Source organism: Marivirga aurantiaca, from assembly GCF_016679925.1.
Taxonomy (GTDB): domain Bacteria; phylum Bacteroidota; class Bacteroidia; order Cytophagales; family Cyclobacteriaceae; genus Marivirga; species Marivirga aurantiaca.
On the sequence record NZ_JAEQBW010000003.1, the window covers coordinates 482,370 to 499,407 of the forward strand.

Sequence of the window (17,038 nt, forward strand, 5' to 3'; positions counted from 1 at the left end):
TTTGAACATCTATAAAATGTGTGACAAAAAAGGAAACGCTTAAACGCTGTCTGACTTATTGAAGTAATAAATTTTAATTTTTAATAATCACCCATTTATCTATCAGGTTTTCACGTTATTCCCTTTCCTAAAGGAATGAGGCTTTTGCAGATGACAGAGGAGGCCAACTTTTTAGATATTGGTAATGTTAAAATAAAGTGAAAATAATTTTTCCTTCCTCACAGTTTCGCTACTCCTTAATATAAACTTTAAAAGTTGAGCCTTTCCCTAAGGAACTTTCTACTTCAATTTTCCCTCCACTATCTTCTACCATCCTTTTTACTATAAACAATCCTACCCCTGTCCCTTCTACATCTTCAACTATTCTGGTATATCGGGAAAAGACCGCCTCATGTTTATCAGTTGCAATACCAATACCATTATCCTTAACAGTCAGGAGAATGAAGTCATCTAATTTTTCCGTTTTAATGAAAATCTCAGGAACCTGTTCTGATGCGGTATATTTAATGGCGTTACTCAAAAGATTGTAAATAATACTTCTGATTTTTCTTCTGGAGAATTTTATTTCGGGTATATTAAATTCAGTCGTAATTCTCGCATTAGACTGTGCGATTTTGTCTTTTAGTGAAAGTTGAACATCCCTCACTATTTTTTCTAAATAGATTCTTCCTACTTGTTTGTCAAGGCTATGACTATCAATTCCATCACTAATATCTGTGATTTCTTCGATGGTCTGTTTTAGGTTTTTCACTGATTTAATCAATAATTCAATAATGGATTTAGCATCTTCCGACTCCTTATCAGGAGCATCTTTTAACAACTGAATTAAAACTTCTACATTCCCTATAGGACCTTTGAGGTCGTGAGAAACGGTGTAAAAAATATTTTCAAAATTTCGATTGAGTTTCTCAAATGCTTTCAGTGTTTCGATGCGATCAGTGATGTCTACAAAAGTTATAATGACCCCATTGGATTTGCCCTCTTTGCGGGTAATATAGGGTAAAATATTCATCTGGTACCACTTGAAATCTGTTGTTTGGATTTCTTTCTCAAAATCCTGCTGGGTTTCCATTACTTCCGTAATATTCTCTAGTATAGTGGGATAGCGAATGTTATCGGAAATATCACTGATGTGCCTGCCCAAATCCTTTTGAGACAGGTTAAAAAGCTTCATTGCTGGTGGGGTAAATTTCCGAAGGATAAAATGAGCATCAAAAAATAGCTGTGGGATGACTGTATTTCGAAAATAATTTTCTAATTCTTCATTCAATTCTCTCAAATCTGCCATTTGGTTTTCCTTTATTTAATTGATACAATACTTATCTTAATCAACCTTATCAGCAGTTCTGCTAATAATTAAACTTTAATACTAAACACCAAAAGCCTGATATTTTAACGAGTATTTCCCCTCTAACGAGTTATTCTATTTTTTGGTTAAAAAGCATTCAATTAAAAGGGCTTGCTGAGAAATTAAAAAGGCCAAAGAAATTCAGCTCCACAAATGCTTGCGAGATACTTTTAGTCAAAAGGCAGATTTTTCGGATAGGAAAGTTTTTTTGTCAAAAAATATCTCTCACGGATTTACTACTTCCTTTCCAGTAATACCACATTCTCTACATGGTGTGTTTGGGGGAACATATCTACAGGCTGCACGGCTGTTACTTTATATTTTTCATCGAGCAAAGCCAAATCCCTCGCCTGGGTTGCAGGATTACAGCTGACATACACTATTTTCTGAGCTTCAATTCTTAATAGCATATTGATTACATCGGGGTGCATTCCTGCGCGTGGAGGGTCGGTAATAATTACATCAGGTTGCCCGTTCTTTTGAATGAATTCATCGTTTAGGATATCTTTCATATCACCGGCATAGAAATCAGTATTGTCAATACCATTCAATTGTGAATTGAATTTAGCGTCTTCAATTGCTTCTTCCACATACTCTACGCCAATTACTTTTTTGGCATTACCGGCCACAAAGTTGGCGATAGTGCCAGTACCTGTATATAAGTCATAAACTAATTCATCACCTTTCAGTTTCGCAAAGTTTCTGGCTACTTTATACAATTCATAGGCTTGTTCAGAATTGGTTTGATAGAATGATTTTGGACCAATTTTGAATTTCAGATCTTCCATTTCTTCCAGAATATGATCTTGTCCGGAATAGGATTGAACTTCTAAACCATGGAAAGTGTCATTTCCCTTCTGGTTGATTACATATAGTAAGGCTGTAATTTCCGGAAATGTATTTTTCAAGTGAGATAAAATCAGGTTCAACCATTCTTCATTGTCTTCAGCTACTTGTAGTATCACCATTACCTGAGCTGTGGATGTTGTGCGAATGATCAAATTCCGTAAGAATCCTACCTGGTTGACAATGTCAAAATAGGAGATGTTATTTTCCTTTGCGATTTTATCAACTGCCATACGGATTTTGTTTGATGGCTCAGGTTGCAAATAGCAATGTTCTATCTGTACAATTTTATCAAACCTTTTCGGTACATGAAAGCCCAGAGCCGATGAACTGAAATTTTCACCAGTGGCAATTTCTTCGGCAGTTAACCAGCGATTATTGGAGAAGGTAAATTCTAATTTGTTACGATAATAGGTAGTATTGGCCGAGGCTAAAATAGGCTGAATAGCAGGTAACTCTACTTTAGCTATTCTTTCCAGCGCATCAGTTACTTGTTGAGCCTTGAATTTTAATTGATCTTCGTATCCCAGGTGTTGCCATTTGCATCCACCACAAATTCCATAATGGGTACAAAATGGTTCTACTCTTAGGCCAGATCTTTCATGAAATTTAATGGCACTTCCTTCCAAAAAACTCTTTTTCTTTTTGTGAACCCTTACATCCACTACATCCCCGGGTGCTGTGCCTTGTACAAAAACAACTTTATCGTTAAAATAGCCTAGTGCTTTTCCTTCAGCAGCAATCTTTTCTATTCGTAATTTTTCAATGATGGGATGTTTCTTTCTTGCCATAAGCGGCAAAATTAGTGCAATATTTCCGAAAAATTAAAGCTTTTTCAAATGATCTGTTTTTATATAAGCTTTATTTTCATTCCATTCTGTTTCTGTCCATACATCTACATGATCCTTAACTATTATTCTATGATGGCCATTCACTTTGTCAACTGCATTAGAAGCAGCTGAAGGTCCTTCTAACAAAAAGGTAGGTGTGTTGAGAATAATAGCGTATTCAGGGCTTGAGACATTATTGGCGACACCCGCCAACAGAACAATGATGACAACGAACGAAAAGTACTGCTTTTTTAATTGCCTGGATTGATAGTTTTTGATCATGAAGCCCAACACAATTATAAGTAACAGAGAAAGTGCTAATATGAGTAATGGTTGGTATTTATCATAAAAGTATTCCAGGTAGAATGGGAAATCATATGAATAGCCACTTAGCTTTTCTTTTTCAGCTATTTGTTGGATATGGTTTAATACTTTTTTGTCCTCGGTTAATTCGAAATATTTTTCCAAATAGTAAATGGTTAGCCCATAATTGGTAAGTCCTTCCTCTATCCTTGCCATCTTTAAAAGCATGGCCGGACTGGCTTTTCCCTCTTCCAAAATTGATTCGTAGATTTTTATAGACTCGGTATACAATTTTATTGAATATAAAGAATCGGCTTTAACTAATTCATTTTCAACAGTATTAGCGTTTACATTTAAGAAAAAAGAGAGGCTGACAAAAATAGAAACGAGAAATTTGAGAATTACCTTTTGCATTTTATTTAATAGTGCTTACATTTGCAACGCAATTAAGGAAAACGACTCCTCAAAAGCAAAAAAACAGATACCTTCTGCTTGAAAGAAACGGAAGGATTTTGAGTTAAGTATTACGATGGAAATTAGTTTCCGTTCTGTTTGACTCGCTAGCTCAGCTGGTAGAGCACATCCCTTTTAAGGATGGGGTCTTGGGTTCGAACCCCAAGCGAGTCACTATTAGGCTCCAATAATTAAATATTGGAGCATTTTTTTTCTTATAGGATTTATACTGATTAAAAGAATCAGGAGGATTGGACTTCAATCTCTTAGATTTAAATGATAAACAATATAAATGACTCGCTAGCTCAGCTGGTAGAGCACATCCCTTTTAAGGATGGGGTCTTGGGTTCGAACCCCAAGCGAGTCACAAAAAACCTATCTTCGGATGGGTTTTTTGCTTTATGACTGTATATTTGCAGGCATAAGCCATGCGCACGTGGTGAAATTGGTAGACACGCCACCTTGAGGGGGTGGTGGGGGCAACCCTGTGGAAGTTCGAATCTTCTCGTGCGCACAATTCCGTTTAGAATTATTATCAACAAAAAAGGCTGCAAATTCTCGATTTGCAGCCTTTTTCTTTGCCAGGTTTTCTAATAAAATTAATCAGAAAAAGCCATTAATAAATCTTGCTTGGTTATGATATGCGGGGTTTGTTGTTCATCCATTACCATTAGGGCCTTATCACCACGATTCATCATTGATGATATGGTGTCCACAGTAGTGTTCATGGCAATGAATTTAAATGAATCATCCATAATCTCAGACACAGGTTTATTCTTTAATTCAGGCTTCTCTACTAATTTATTCAATAATTTAGTATCGGAAATACTTCCAACAAAATGACCGTTTTCCTGAACCGGCAATTGGGAAATAGACAATTCGTCCAATAGTTTAACAACCTCGCCTACCTTGGTATCACTATTAACGGAAATTAACTTGAAAGAACCGTTTCTCTTAGCGATGATGTCTTTTGCTGTAGCATATTCATTGTTCTCCAGAAAGCCGTGGTCCCTCATCCAGTCATCATTATAGATTTTGCCGAGGTAACGGGTTCCGTGATCTGGCAATATGATCACCATTACATCATCCTCTTTCATGTTTTCTTTGGCATATTCCAAAGCTCCATGAACAGCCGATCCACATGACCAACCACAGAACAAGCCTTCTTCACGCGCCAGTCTTCTGGTCATTATGGCACCGTCTTTATCTGTTACTTTTACAAAATGGTCAATTAAAGAGAAGTCTACGTTTTTAGGCAGGATGTCTTCTCCTATTCCTTCTGTTAAATAAGGATAAATCTCTTTTTCATCAAATATGCCAGTTTCCTTATATTTTTTGAATACGGAACCGTAAGAGTCTATTCCTACACTTATTACTTTAGGGTTTTGTTCTTTGAGGTATTTACTGGTTCCACACATAGAACCACCAGTACCAACACCAGCTGCCCAATGAGTGATTTTACCATCTGTCTGTTCCCAAATTTCCGGGCCAGTTGTTTCATAGTGGGCTACCGCATTGGAAGTATTGTCATATTGATTGGGGTAGAATGAATTAGGGATCTCCTGGTTTAATTTTTTCGCAATGGAATAGTAAGAGCGAGAGTCTTCCGGTGAAACATTGGTAGGACACACTATCACTTCAGCACCCATAGCACGAAGGATATCCATTTTCTCTTTCGATTGTTTATCGGCAAGTGTGAAAATACATTTATACCCTTTGGATATTGCCACTAATGCAAGTCCCATTCCGGTGTTTCCGGATGTTCCTTCTATGATAGTGCCACCGGGCTTCAAAATACCTGCTTTCTCGGCATCTTCAATCATCTTGATAGCCATTCTATCTTTCATGGAATTTCCGGGGTTGAAATATTCCACTTTTACAAGTATAGTACCCGAAATGCCTTTATTTATTTTATTAAGTTTAACCAAAGGTGTATTTCCGATGGTATCTATAATGGAGTTATAGTACATGTTTTTATTTTTCTTTGTGCAAAGTTAATTATTTATAATCATCATTGAAAAGTGACGCGTGTAATATTCATGTTCTTTTATAAAGAATAGCTATAGTAGCTATACTTATATTTATAATGTTACTAAAATAAAAAATTATGAAAAGGTATAACGCTATTATAGAATCGAAAATTAACGAGCTCTCGAACTATGGTTACATTCATAATTTTTTATTTAAAGATGGACACCTGATACTTGAAAAAGAAGTTGATGATCAAAAAATTGTAAAGGACTACGTAGCTGAACAAGTTTCCATAGAGGCAGAATTCCTATATGAAGAAAAAGGTTCCGCGGTGATTACTCTAATGACCAATGATGGGGAATTGGGCTATGTAATTGATAAGATGAATTCTACCGGGGAATTTCCTTTTATTAATTTTTATGAAGCTTTGGACGATTGAAAATTTTAAATAATTGTTGCCATAATTCTCTCTAAATGGTTATGAGGGTAAGTATTTGGCTTTTATATATTAATTATTCTGTTTCTTTATTTGTTGTATTAAAATGGGTTATCTATTAAATTAGGGATGGTACTCTCAGAGTCCATCCCTTTTTTATGATAACCTGCAGTCTTTTCTATCGTTAAATAATAGCTCATAGACCCACTAAAGTTATGAAATGAGCATAAATACTCGAGGGCGAATTTATACCAACCGCCAGGTGAATATTTATCGCGAATTCCATGTGATAACTTAAAACAAACATAGACACATGAAAGATAGAAACGCAATGAAAACTATTTCCCAGAGATTGGAAGAGATTAAATCGGATGGGTATACAGTTGATTTTCAGTTTGATGAAAGCGAAGGTGTATTAAAATCGGATAGTAATCAATACACTGCAGACAAGATTGAAATAGTAAATGAATTCCGCTTCGAAGGACCTTCTAATCCAGATGACATGTCAATTTTGTACCTGATACAAACCAATGATGGTACAAAAGGATCTATTGTTGATGGGTATGGTATTTCGGGTTCGCCTGAACTAGCAGAATTTTTAATGAAGGCAGACTCTTAGTTTTGCTTTTTTTGTGCTAATAGAAACAATACTGCCATTCTGATGGCTACACCATTTTCTACCTGATTGAGTATAATAGATTGTTTGGAATCGGCTACGTCAGTACTAATCTCCACCCCTCTGTTGATAGGCCCCGGGTGCATCACTATAATTTCTTTATTGATACTATTGAGCAACTTCTTATTAATGCCATAGTATAATGAATATTCTCTCAATGAAGGAAAATACTTTAATTGTTGTCTTTCCAGTTGAATTCGTAAAATATTGGCTACATCACACCATTCCAGCGTTTCTTTTACGTCCAGGCTAACTTTCACTCCCAGTTCTTTAATGTATTTTGGCAGTAAAGTGTTAGGCCCACAAACCATTACTTCCGCACCTAATTTTTGTAGCGCATAAATATTGGAAAGTGCCACTCTTGAATGAAGTATATCGCCAATAATAGCCACCTTTTTATTAGTCAAATCACCTAGCTTTTCCCGTATGGAATAAGTGTCCAACAAAGCTTGTGTTGGGTGTTCATGTGTTCCATCTCCGGCATTAATGATGTTGGCTTTTATGTGGCGGGAAAGAAAATGTGCTGCTCCCGGACTTGCATGACGCATCACCACCATATCAACTTTCATAGATAAAATATTGTTGACAGTATCCAGCAGGGTTTCTCCTTTCTTTACAGAGCTATTGGAGGAGGAAAAATTCACTACATCAGCAGAAAGCCTTTTTTCAGCTAGTTCAAAAGAAAGTTTAGTGCGTGTAGAATTTTCGAAAAAGATGTTGGCAATGGTAATATCCCTTAATGAGGGTACTTTCTTAATGGGGCGGTTGATCACTTCTTTAAAATGATCTGTAGTTTCAAATATTAATTGGATGTCATCTTTGCTTAACTCTTTGATGCCCAATAAATGATCTACACTTAAATTTGCCATATTTATTCGTTTGTCACTAACCAAATTTTGTCACTTTCAGCACCTTGGTCCATCCATTCTACCAATACCCGCTGTGTTTTCAATGTATTGACTCTTTTTCCTACATAATCCGGTTGAATAGGAAGATCTCTCGTATATTTCCTGTCTATAAAGGTAAGGAGTTCTACTAAGCGGGGCCTTCCGAAAGCAATCATGGCATCCAAAGCCGCTCTTACAGTTCTTCCTGTAAATAGCACATCATCAATTAAAATTACTTTCTTGTCCTCAATCAAAAAGGGTACTTTGGTGGCATTTGCCTGGATGGGTGTTTCTCTTCTACGGAAATCGTCACGATAAAAAGTAGTGTCCAGGTATCCAATGGATATGCTTTTACCCAATCGTTCTTCAAGTCTTTTCTGAATTCTGTTGGCAAGGTAAATACCTCTTGGCTGTAGGCCTATGAGCACGGTGTCACTAAAATCAGTATGGTTTTCAATTAACTCTTCTACGAGGCGGTTGATAGTGATTTGTAAAAGTTCTGTATCTAAAATCAGACGTTTTTCCATAATGCTGGGGGCAAAGATATAAAACTACTAAATTATTTAACCACTATTTTATTGATAAAAAATACTTTTCTGTTGAGTTCAATATTGTTATCTCGTAAATTCTTGACCCTATTGACTCCATAGGCAAAAAAAGTATTGTCATACCAATTTTCAAGCCCCTCCAATTCGTCATTATTGGCTTTTACTTCATCGTCATCGTAAAGAAGCTTTAAATCCTCGGAGAATTTACCCTCTACAATTTCCTGTCCTTTTATTACTTTCACTTTCAATTGTTGTTTGAACAGATAAAGCATGATAATTTGATCTTCTGTAAAAGCCAGGTGGATATGCTTTTCCAGTTGAAAGCTCTTCAAATCATTAATTTCAAAGCTATTGTCCCATAATAACTTACCCTCATCATTAAATCCCATTAAAACGGCATGAGTGTATTTATAGCCGTCAAAAACCTGGGCCGAATTTCTGGTCATAAAGGCATCTGTACTATATGGCATAAAACCACTGCTACTGTTAGTGTAAGTAGGGTAGTAACCTTCCCCGATTAAGATATTCTGGTCTTTTTGTTTAACTATGTCCTGGACATATAAGCGATAACTGAACCGTAATTTTTTGCCTTTTATTTTTTTCCTGGCAATCCGTTTTTTTATTCTGTCCTTCCTTTTTTCTCTCATGTAATTGAAGAAATTATCCAGATCAGCATAATTATAAAAATTGATTTCTTTTTCATCAGGATCGCTTAAATCGGCAATATACAGTCCTCTTGACGTTTCACGTCTTCGTTTGGTGGAATATGTTCCCGCCAATAAGTCCCCGCCTTTACTGCTGTCAACTATTCGGCCATCAGTTAGGCTTATGTTTTCTTCCCCATCAATGTTCTGCGTAAACATCAATTCTCCTTGTGTAGAATACGCCCGCACTGTGATGCCATAAGATTTGTCATATCTGCGTTCACTGGTAATAATTCTCACCCATTCATCATCAGATTTTGTAACTATCTGCAACAAACTGCTTCTATCGTTGTAGAATCCAGGTAAAACTACGCCTCTTTCTGCAGTGAAATTGTACATCATTAAAGCTGCTCTTGTATTGACATTGCCTCCAAAGACCACCGCATCATTTTTCATTTCAAATTCAGTGAGGTTAATAGGGACTAAATTGTCATATATATAAGTCTGAATATGGAATTCATCTGCCATAAATGAGATAAAAAGTAAATCTTCTGCATAATCCCTCCCTTCCTGGAAAAGCATCACAAATCTCCCTTTCTGGTAGTCGTATCCCTTGAAGTTGAATTTCTTATCAATTATAATTTCCTGTCTGTCTACCTCCTGAAGTAGGGTGTCCAGTCTTATGATTTCCCACACATTTTCCTTAAAGGTGCTCTCTTTAGGCATTTCTTTAAAGATAAAAATCCCTTTCTCTTCTGCTGATACAATAAAATAGGGATCGTAAAAATCATCTATTTCAATTTCATATCTTAAAGGTTGTGTAATCTGTGAAAAGACAGATAGGCTGAAAAATATAAAAAATAAAGTGATTGAGTATTGCATATATAATTCCGGCTTTGTCTACTAAAGATAATAATGAAAGCTTGCAAAAATTAAAGAAAGTTATACTTTTTAATTTATTATTGAGTCAATCTTTTGTAGAGCATGTTTTTTGCGCCTTAATATTTTTCTGATTATATATTCAACAACCTTTATGGCTGGCCTATTGTTACATACTACTTGCTATATGTATTTGAAAAAATAGCCATAGAACATTTTGAGTCTTTATTTTAGGTTATACATACTTATCATTAACGATATATCTTTTAATTTTACAAAAAAAATAAACGTTTTGGAGAACAAGTACATCATTAGGCTAATAAAAGACACCGCTAAATTCATGGAGTTATACGGTGAAAACGATTTTAAACTACGGAGCTATAATTCTGCTGTTTTTAATTTGGAGAAACTTGATGTGAATTTGGCTGAGTTATCAATTGAGGAGCTGGAAAGGATTGACGGAGTTGGTAAAAGCATTGCCAAAATAATCAATGAGATCAATGAAACACAAAATCTGGCGTATTATCAGGAACTTTTGGCCAATACTCCTAAAGGTGTGCAGGAAATGATGAAGTTGAGTGGTTTTGGCCCTAAAAAGATCAAATTGATTTGGGAAGAATTAAAAATAGAAACCCTTGAGGATATAATTCTGGCTTGTGACTCCAACAAAATAGCAGCCTTAAAAGGTTTTGGGGATAAAACCCAGGAGAAACTTAAAATGGCGGCTCTTTTTAAAATCAATAGTAGACATTTCTTGCACTTCAGAGAAGCTGAAAAGCTAGGGAATATGTTGGTGGAAGATTTGAAATCACTGGTGGGGGTAGAGAATGTATCTCTAACAGCTGAGCTCAGGCGTAAAATGGAGGTTATCAAACCCATAGAAATATTAGTAGCTACCAATGATGCTTCCCAATTGAGGGATTATTTAAGAAACTCGGAAATGTTGGACTTTTATGAAAAAATGTCTGGTCCACGAAATCTTCGTGCTTCTCATTTAACGACTATGGGAGAAATATCTATCCACATTTGTAAACCTGAGCAGTTTTTCAACGAATTGTTCCGTACAACGGCAAGCCCACAGCATCTGGCTCATCCGCTGGATGGAGCAGGAAATTTGATGCAGCTTTTGAAACAGCAGAATTTTGATTCTGAAGAGGCAATCTATGAAGCAGTAAAATTACCCTTTATAGCTCCTGAGTTAAGGGAAGGTCTGTGGGAATTTGAGTGGGCCAAAGAGGGTAAAATGCCAGATTTGATTGAAACAGGACAATTAAAAGGTATTCTACACAACCATAGTACTTACAGTGATGGCATTCATACATTGGAAGCTATGGCTAAATATTGTAAAGAATTAGGTTATGAGTACCTGGGTATAAGTGACCATAGTAAAACAGCTGCTTATGCCAATGGATTGCAGGAGTTTCGTGTTAAGGAACAGCAAATTGAAATTGACAAACTAAATGCTGAATTAGGTGAGTTCAAGGTGTTCAAAGGAATTGAATCGGATATTCTGGGAGATGGTTCATTGGATTATTCAGAAGACGTGCTGGCAAGCTTTGATTTTATAGTCGCTTCCATTCATTCCCAGCTCAATATGGATGAGAAAACAGCTACTAACCGACTCATTAAAGCTATTTCAAATCCCTTTACAACTATTTTGGGACATCCGACCGGAAGGCTTTTGTTGCAAAGACAAGCTTACCCGGTTAACCATGAAGCTATTATTGATGCCTGTGCGGAATTTGGTGTAGTCATTGAAATTAATGCACATCCTTACCGATTAGATCTGGATTGGCGTTATGTACATTATGCCATTGAAAAAGGTGTGAAGATTTCGATTAATCCGGATGCACATGAAAAAGCAGGTTATCATGATATGTACTATGGCGTATGCGTAGGGAGAAAAGCAGGACTTACAGCAAAGGATACTTTTAATGCTTTGGGTAAAGCAGAACTTGAAAAGTATTTCGAAAAAAGAAAACAAGTGGCCCTCTCAAAGGCTTAATAGTAAAAATACTCATTTGAAAAACGTTAAGAAAGTCCTTATCATTCGCTTTTCCTCTATTGGGGACATTGTTTTAACTACACCGGTTATTCGTGCAGTAAAATTACAAATGCAGGATGTGGAGGTGCATTATTGTACCAAGAAGCAATTTTCGGATATGCTGGAGAATAATCCTTATGTAGATAAAGTACATACTTTGGGTGATTCCTTGTCTGGTCTGGTTCGTGAATTAAAAGCTGAATCTTTTGATTTTGTAATTGATTTGCATAATAACCTCCGTACTAAAATCATTAAAAAAAGATTAGGTGTTCCATCCAAAGCTTTCAATAAACTCAATTGGGAGAAATGGTTAATGGTGAATTTCAAAATCAATAAATTGCCCAATACGCATATTGTTGAAAGATACATGAAGGCGGCTTCCCCTTTGGGAGTAAAAACAGACAGCTTCGGATTGGATTATTTTATTCCTGAAAAGGATGAAGTGGAAAAGAGTTGGCTCCCGGAAACACATCAAAAGGAATATGTGGCTTATGTGATAGGTGCCCAACATAACACAAAAAAACTACCTGTTAAGCGCATGATTGAATTGTGCGATAAGATCAATAAACCTATTATACTGGTAGGTGGGCCTGATGATGTGGCAACTGCTGAGGAGATTGTAAACTTTTTTGAGCGCACAGAAAAATCAGCTCCTTACGAGGAGAAATTGTTGGAATTGGGTAAAAAAGCACATATTTTCAATGCTTGTGGAAAATTCAACCTCAATCAATCGGCTTCTCTTGTGAAAAATGCCACTTATGTTTTCTCCCATGATACAGGCTTAATGCACATTGCAGCAGCATTTAAGAAAAACATTTTCAGTATTTGGGGAAATACTATTCCCATGTTTGGGATGTATCCTTATAAAACAAAATTTACTGTTCTGGAAAATAATAAAGTGAATTGCAGACCCTGCTCAAAAATTGGTTATCAGAAATGTCCCAAGGGCCATTTCAATTGTATGAACAAAATTGTTTTTGATTTTTATTTGCCTTGATTGAGTATCATTTAGTAAAAAGCATCCTTAATGTGGAGGTAATTGGCATGGTTTCTTAAATCAATACTGAGGATATCGAAGCGGATATCACTTTTCCAGTTGATGGCAAAAATGTAATCTTCAGCTGCTTCCATTACTTTTTGCACTTTATGATCGTTTACCCGCTCTTCCGGATGGCCAAAATGATGCGATTTTAATGCTTTTACTTCCACAAAAACCAGGAGGTTATCTTTAAGGCAGATCAAGTCAATTTCGGACCTTTTGTAGCGATAGTTTCGCTCCAATATTTCATAGCCTGCTTTTTCCAGTATGGTAGCAGCTATATCTTCTCCCAAGTCACCTATTTTTTTCGTATTCAAGTGCTATGAAGTTATCAAGTATTATATTTGTACCGAAATGTTAAAGTAAGGAATTTACTTTAATCATGAAATTGTTGAAATGAAAGTTTTTATCACAGTTTTAGGGAATATTTCTCATTTATTTAAAGTTAAATGTAGCTGAGTGAATAGCAGTATCAATAAAAGAACAAAATTTCTTTCCCTTGGGGAGTTGGATTACCAGCAAGCCTGGGATTATCAGGAAGAGTTGTTTAAAAAGACGATTGAGATTAAAATTTCAAATAGGAAATCAGGTAAGCAGGATATTACACCTAATTATTTGATATTTCTGGAACATCCTCATGTATACACATTAGGGAAAAGCGGATCAGAAGAAAATTTATTGTTAGATCAGCAAGGGTTAAAAGAGAAGAATGCCACTTATTACAAAATCAATAGGGGAGGAGACATTACCTATCATGGCCCCGGGCAAATTGTAGGATATCCCATAATTGACCTGGATAATTTTTTTACAGATATTCACAAGTACCTACGTTTATTGGAAGAAGCTGTTATACTGACTTTAAAAGATTATGGAATTAGTGCAGGAAGAATCCCCGGTTTGACAGGCGTATGGGTTGATTTTGAAGAAGGCGCAGAAAATCCTCGGAAAATTTGTGCTTTAGGAGTTAAATCAAGCCGATGGGTAACTATGCATGGTTTTGCATTTAATGTAAACACTGACTTGTCTTACTTTAATAATATCATCCCTTGTGGGATTGATGATAAAGCAGTGACTTCTATGGAACATGAATTAAAGGCTCGACAGAATATAGAAGAGGTTTCGTCCAAATTGAAAAAAAACATTGCTTTGTTGTTTGAAATGGAATTATATGAATAATTATGAAAAAGGATATTGATTTTTCACCGGTTACAGGTGTGGATTTGGTAGTTGCCAAATCGGCAGATGAACCAGAGGCACAATGGGATGTGTATTTGATCAATAGAAATTTGATTGAACTGGAAACTGTAATGGTTACTTCTAAAGGATATGGCAAGTTGAATGGCGAAAAAAAGAAAACATCTACCCTGCGGCATTTAATTGAAAAATTAGAAGAGCAAAGTTATGCCAAAGTAGAACCTATTGACCCTGCGGTTTTTAAACTCAATAATGAATATTGGGTAAGTTATTTTATTCTGAATCAGGTATTTGATAAGAAGTTCGTATTTGTACCTGATTCTATTACTGAAGAAAACCTGCAGTATATACCGGAACTTGATTTGATGGGAGTGAGGCATGCCTGAAAAACTTTTGTAGAGTAAACAGGATGTTTTTAAGATTTACTTTTTATATTGTAAGGATATTTAAATGAAATTTAGAACTCTTTAATTATGCGTTTACTTACCATTTCTACCATATTACTTTTTATAGGGTACTCTCCCATACTAGCACAAACTTTTACAGGTGAAAGTTGGAAGCAAGTAAAAAGTAAGGGTTCAGGCTCTCTCTCTGCGATATATTATTCTACTCCGGGACTGGTTTTTGAAGAGAACGGTCAAATGAAAGGAGTTTGCATTGATATCATGGAGGAATTTAAAAAACATGTAAAGCAAGCACATGGTGTCACACTTGACTTTAAATTTCTGAAAAAAGAGCAGGTTTTTTCTAATTTCATTAACAGCATAAAAACAGCTGAAAATGTTATGGGAGTATGCAACACAAGCATTACAGAAGAGAGGAAAAAATATTTAAGTTTTTCACCATCCTATATGAACAATCCATCTGTTTTGTTGTCCAATAATGAGGCGAGAGGCATTAAAAACCTTGAAGAGATGCCTAAAGCTTTTGCAGATTATACAATAGTAGTCATTAAAGGCTCTACACATGAAAAATATCTTGAGAAAATAAAGAAGCAATATTATCCTGAGTTGAAAGTTGAATTGGTTACTTCCGGAAACGAAGTGAATAAAAGGCTAGGAAGCAAAGCCAATTATGTGACGTTGATTGATTTCACTGAATATTATGATGCTGTGAAAAAGAACCTGAATGTGAAAAGACATATTGTGCCTCTCAATGAATTGGAGGATCAATTAGGCTTTATTTTCCCTAAGAATTCGGATTGGGTAACAGTTTGGAATGAATTTTTAACTCCTGAATTCAAATCCAGCATAGTGTATAAGAAAATTGTGGCAGATAACCTGGGGACTTCTTTTGTTAATTTAATCAAATAGGTAGAAGTATAACTAAAATAATATTTGTTCTAATATGACAAGTTCATTTTAGTTATACCGGATTCATACCTCAATCTTCTTTCTTCAATTCTATTGTTTGAACATTGCCTTCATCGTCTGTTGATTTCCACTTTTGTGAATTTCTTTTATTCTCCATCACTATCCAGGACTTAACTGATGATGAATCATTTTCCTGCTGAGGTTTAATAGTAATATAATTGTCACCAATGTCATAAGTGAATTCACGCTGGTCAGTTTGTTTGGATCCGAAAATCTTAAATTCCAAATCGTTTGTTCCGGTTCCATCTGAATCGAATTCAATAGTTCCTACATTAGTTGCACTGGTTGAGCGCCCGGTTACCCCCTCCTCAGAATAGGAAGCAATTTGCCAGGTGCCGGGTAGTTGTCTTTCCAATGTACAGGCAGTAATAAAGCTAATAATCAAAAAGATGAATAGTAGAGAGTATAAATTTTTCATATGTATATTGTTTATTTTTTAATGCCCGCTCCAATTTAGTTGTGAGAGGCTATGCCTAAAGGAATCCCTTTGGGAGAATGTAAATATTCATCTTCAACTCGGGATGCTCATTTCATGGGCTTACATTGTGTTAATACTTTATCTAACGTATAATGCGTTTTTAAGGGTGGTTTTTTCTGTTAAATAAAAGTGTCCTTTCTCGGATTACCAGTATAAACCTATTTCCGCCTTTTTCAGCAACGTTGGCTGATCCAGTCTGCCACTTCTATAAAATGATCTTTTGGAGCATCAGGATGTATGAGTAAATTAATATGATCATAGTCATTTTTGTAGCCATGCTTCCTGCCCACCACTTTAAAGTGGTGATTCGGCTGATCACCTATTTCCTTCAGTAAACGTTCAACATCTTTTGGGTGACCTGAATGTGTATCTTTAGATCCTGTAAGTGAAAGTAAAGGGGCAAGGTTTTGTTTCTGCAATGCTTTGGCATAATCAAAACCATCTTCATGATCTTTCCATTCATCGGAATAGACCCAACGGTTCACCTGTAAATAAAAATCTTTGGCTTCATTATCACTACCAATCTTGAATTTGGTAGCAGGCAAATAACCATGTTTTTTGACCAAATAAGTACCCACTTTGTTCCAGAGCAAGTCGATATTGAACCACTTATGAATATTATTTACTTTCACATCTCTTTTGGAGCCAAAGAAAACTTTACCTTTTAAACCTTCGTGCTTAAATCTGGCTAAATAGGAAAGGATAATGACCCCTCCCCAACTATGAGCCATCATATATTCCGGTTTATTTCCTTTTATTGATTGAATATAACTGATAAAATCAGGCATATCCTCCATAATGGCTTCTTTCTGGCCAAATTTAGAGCCGGGACTTATTTTGGGTGTGCTTTTCCCTTTCCCTCTTAAATCACCAACGAAAACATCGTATCCTCTTTCTGCCAGAAATGGAGCTAATCCTTTTCCTGATTTGGAATAGAAAATGCGCCCATCTTCTATACTGCCATGAAGCAAGAAAATGGATTCTTTGGCAGTAGGGGTGTAAAATCTCCTGGCATGTAATTGATACTGGCCCTTATCTATAAAATGACTTTCGGTAATAATCATACCTAAAGATATTAAAAAGTATTAT

Annotated in this window: 17 protein-coding genes and 3 tRNA genes; 10 read left to right on the plus strand and 10 right to left on the minus strand. The window is 35.8% G+C overall.

Annotated elements, in window-relative coordinates:
- Positions 1-229 precede the first annotated feature (229 nt).
- From JKA74_RS10070 to JKA74_RS10080, 3 genes are all read right to left on the minus strand, one after another.
- Positions 230-1,288 carry a sensor histidine kinase gene (locus tag JKA74_RS10070; RefSeq protein WP_201431049.1) on the minus strand — a complete coding sequence of 353 codons (1,059 nt, stop codon included), beginning with the start codon at positions 1,286-1,288 and terminating at the stop codon, positions 230-232.
- 296 nt (positions 1,289-1,584) lie between these two features.
- Positions 1,585-2,985, minus strand: coding sequence for a 23S rRNA (uracil(1939)-C(5))-methyltransferase RlmD (rlmD, locus tag JKA74_RS10075; RefSeq protein ID WP_201431050.1), 1,401 nt, complete (start codon positions 2,983-2,985; stop codon positions 1,585-1,587).
- A gap of 33 nt (positions 2,986-3,018) precedes the next feature.
- Positions 3,019-3,741 (minus strand): hypothetical protein, encoded by a 723-nt coding sequence (locus JKA74_RS10080; RefSeq protein ID WP_201431051.1) that lies wholly within the window; start codon positions 3,739-3,741, stop codon positions 3,019-3,021.
- A 140-nt stretch (positions 3,742-3,881) separates the two neighbouring features.
- On the opposite strand from JKA74_RS10080, the gene JKA74_RS10085 reads away from it, so the two are divergent.
- The 3 genes from JKA74_RS10085 (at position 3,882) to JKA74_RS10095 (ending at position 4,294) form a co-directional block, all read left to right on the plus strand.
- A tRNA-Lys gene (locus tag JKA74_RS10085) sits at positions 3,882-3,954 on the plus strand.
- Positions 3,955-4,074: 120 nt separating this feature from the next.
- A tRNA-Lys gene (locus JKA74_RS10090) sits at positions 4,075-4,147 on the plus strand.
- A gap of 63 nt (positions 4,148-4,210) precedes the next feature.
- Positions 4,211-4,294 (plus strand) — tRNA-Leu (locus tag JKA74_RS10095).
- Between the two features lie 85 nt (positions 4,295-4,379).
- On the opposite strand, the gene JKA74_RS10100 is transcribed toward JKA74_RS10095, so the two are convergent.
- Complete coding sequence (locus JKA74_RS10100) at positions 4,380-5,750, minus strand: cystathionine beta-synthase (protein WP_201431052.1); 1,371 nt, start codon at positions 5,748-5,750, stop codon at positions 4,380-4,382.
- 137 nt (positions 5,751-5,887) lie between these two features.
- Here JKA74_RS10100 and JKA74_RS10105 point away from each other — a divergent pair, with 137 nt between their 5' ends.
- Both JKA74_RS10105 and JKA74_RS10110 read left to right on the plus strand, forming a co-directional pair.
- Positions 5,888-6,190, plus strand: a complete 303-nt coding sequence (locus JKA74_RS10105) for a hypothetical protein (protein WP_201431053.1) — start codon at positions 5,888-5,890, stop codon at positions 6,188-6,190.
- Positions 6,191-6,500: 310 nt separating this feature from the next.
- Positions 6,501-6,806 carry a hypothetical protein gene (locus tag JKA74_RS10110; RefSeq protein ID WP_201431054.1) on the plus strand — a complete coding sequence of 102 codons (306 nt, stop codon included), beginning with the start codon at positions 6,501-6,503 and terminating at the stop codon, positions 6,804-6,806.
- Here the strand turns inward: JKA74_RS10110 and JKA74_RS10115 are convergent.
- Genes JKA74_RS10115 through JKA74_RS10125 form a run of 3 tightly spaced genes read right to left on the minus strand, consistent with a single transcriptional unit; the run spans position 6,803 to position 9,824 of the window.
- Positions 6,803-7,732 carry an aspartate carbamoyltransferase catalytic subunit gene (locus JKA74_RS10115; protein ID WP_201431055.1) on the minus strand — a complete coding sequence of 310 codons (930 nt, stop codon included), beginning with the start codon at positions 7,730-7,732 and terminating at the stop codon, positions 6,803-6,805. The two genes, JKA74_RS10110 and JKA74_RS10115, sit on opposite strands and share 4 nt — an antisense overlap.
- A gap of 2 nt (positions 7,733-7,734) precedes the next feature.
- Entirely contained in the window at positions 7,735-8,277 is a 543-nt protein-coding gene (gene pyrR / locus JKA74_RS10120) for a bifunctional pyr operon transcriptional regulator/uracil phosphoribosyltransferase PyrR (protein ID WP_201431056.1), read from the minus strand.
- A gap of 32 nt (positions 8,278-8,309) precedes the next feature.
- Positions 8,310-9,824 (minus strand): hypothetical protein, encoded by a 1,515-nt coding sequence (locus tag JKA74_RS10125; protein ID WP_201431057.1) that lies wholly within the window; start codon positions 9,822-9,824, stop codon positions 8,310-8,312.
- Between the two features lie 289 nt (positions 9,825-10,113).
- On the opposite strand from JKA74_RS10125, the gene JKA74_RS10130 reads away from it, so the two are divergent.
- Positions 10,114-11,826, plus strand: coding sequence for a DNA polymerase/3'-5' exonuclease PolX (locus JKA74_RS10130; protein ID WP_201431058.1), 1,713 nt, complete (start codon positions 10,114-10,116; stop codon positions 11,824-11,826).
- Positions 11,827-11,842: 16 nt separating this feature from the next.
- Entirely contained in the window at positions 11,843-12,862 is a 1,020-nt protein-coding gene (locus JKA74_RS10135; protein WP_236587664.1) for a glycosyltransferase family 9 protein, read from the plus strand.
- 11 nt (positions 12,863-12,873) lie between these two features.
- Here JKA74_RS10135 and JKA74_RS10140 read toward each other — a convergent pair whose 3' ends face one another.
- Positions 12,874-13,221, minus strand: coding sequence for a YraN family protein (locus tag JKA74_RS10140; RefSeq protein WP_201431060.1), 348 nt, complete (start codon positions 13,219-13,221; stop codon positions 12,874-12,876).
- 142 nt (positions 13,222-13,363) lie between these two features.
- On the opposite strand from JKA74_RS10140, the gene lipB reads away from it, so the two are divergent.
- The 3 genes from lipB to JKA74_RS10155 all read left to right on the plus strand — a co-directional run bounded on the left by lipB (position 13,364) and on the right by JKA74_RS10155 (position 15,411).
- The gene (gene lipB / locus JKA74_RS10145) at positions 13,364-14,080 is read left to right on the plus strand and encodes a lipoyl(octanoyl) transferase LipB (RefSeq protein WP_201431061.1); all 717 of its coding nucleotides are present in this window, start codon (positions 13,364-13,366) and stop codon (positions 14,078-14,080) included.
- Positions 14,081-14,082: 2 nt separating this feature from the next.
- Positions 14,083-14,484, plus strand: coding sequence for a hypothetical protein (locus tag JKA74_RS10150; protein WP_201431062.1), 402 nt, complete (start codon positions 14,083-14,085; stop codon positions 14,482-14,484).
- An 87-nt stretch (positions 14,485-14,571) separates the two neighbouring features.
- Positions 14,572-15,411 (plus strand): substrate-binding periplasmic protein, encoded by an 840-nt coding sequence (locus tag JKA74_RS10155; RefSeq protein ID WP_201431063.1) that lies wholly within the window; start codon positions 14,572-14,574, stop codon positions 15,409-15,411.
- Between the two features lie 70 nt (positions 15,412-15,481).
- Here the strand turns inward: JKA74_RS10155 and JKA74_RS10160 are convergent, their stop codons facing one another.
- Positions 15,482-15,889 (minus strand): lipocalin-like domain-containing protein, encoded by a 408-nt coding sequence (locus JKA74_RS10160; protein ID WP_201431064.1) that lies wholly within the window; start codon positions 15,887-15,889, stop codon positions 15,482-15,484.
- A 233-nt stretch (positions 15,890-16,122) separates the two neighbouring features.
- Positions 16,123-17,013 carry an alpha/beta fold hydrolase gene (locus tag JKA74_RS10165; RefSeq protein WP_201431065.1) on the minus strand — a complete coding sequence of 297 codons (891 nt, stop codon included), beginning with the start codon at positions 17,011-17,013 and terminating at the stop codon, positions 16,123-16,125.
- Positions 17,014-17,038 lie beyond the last annotated feature (25 nt).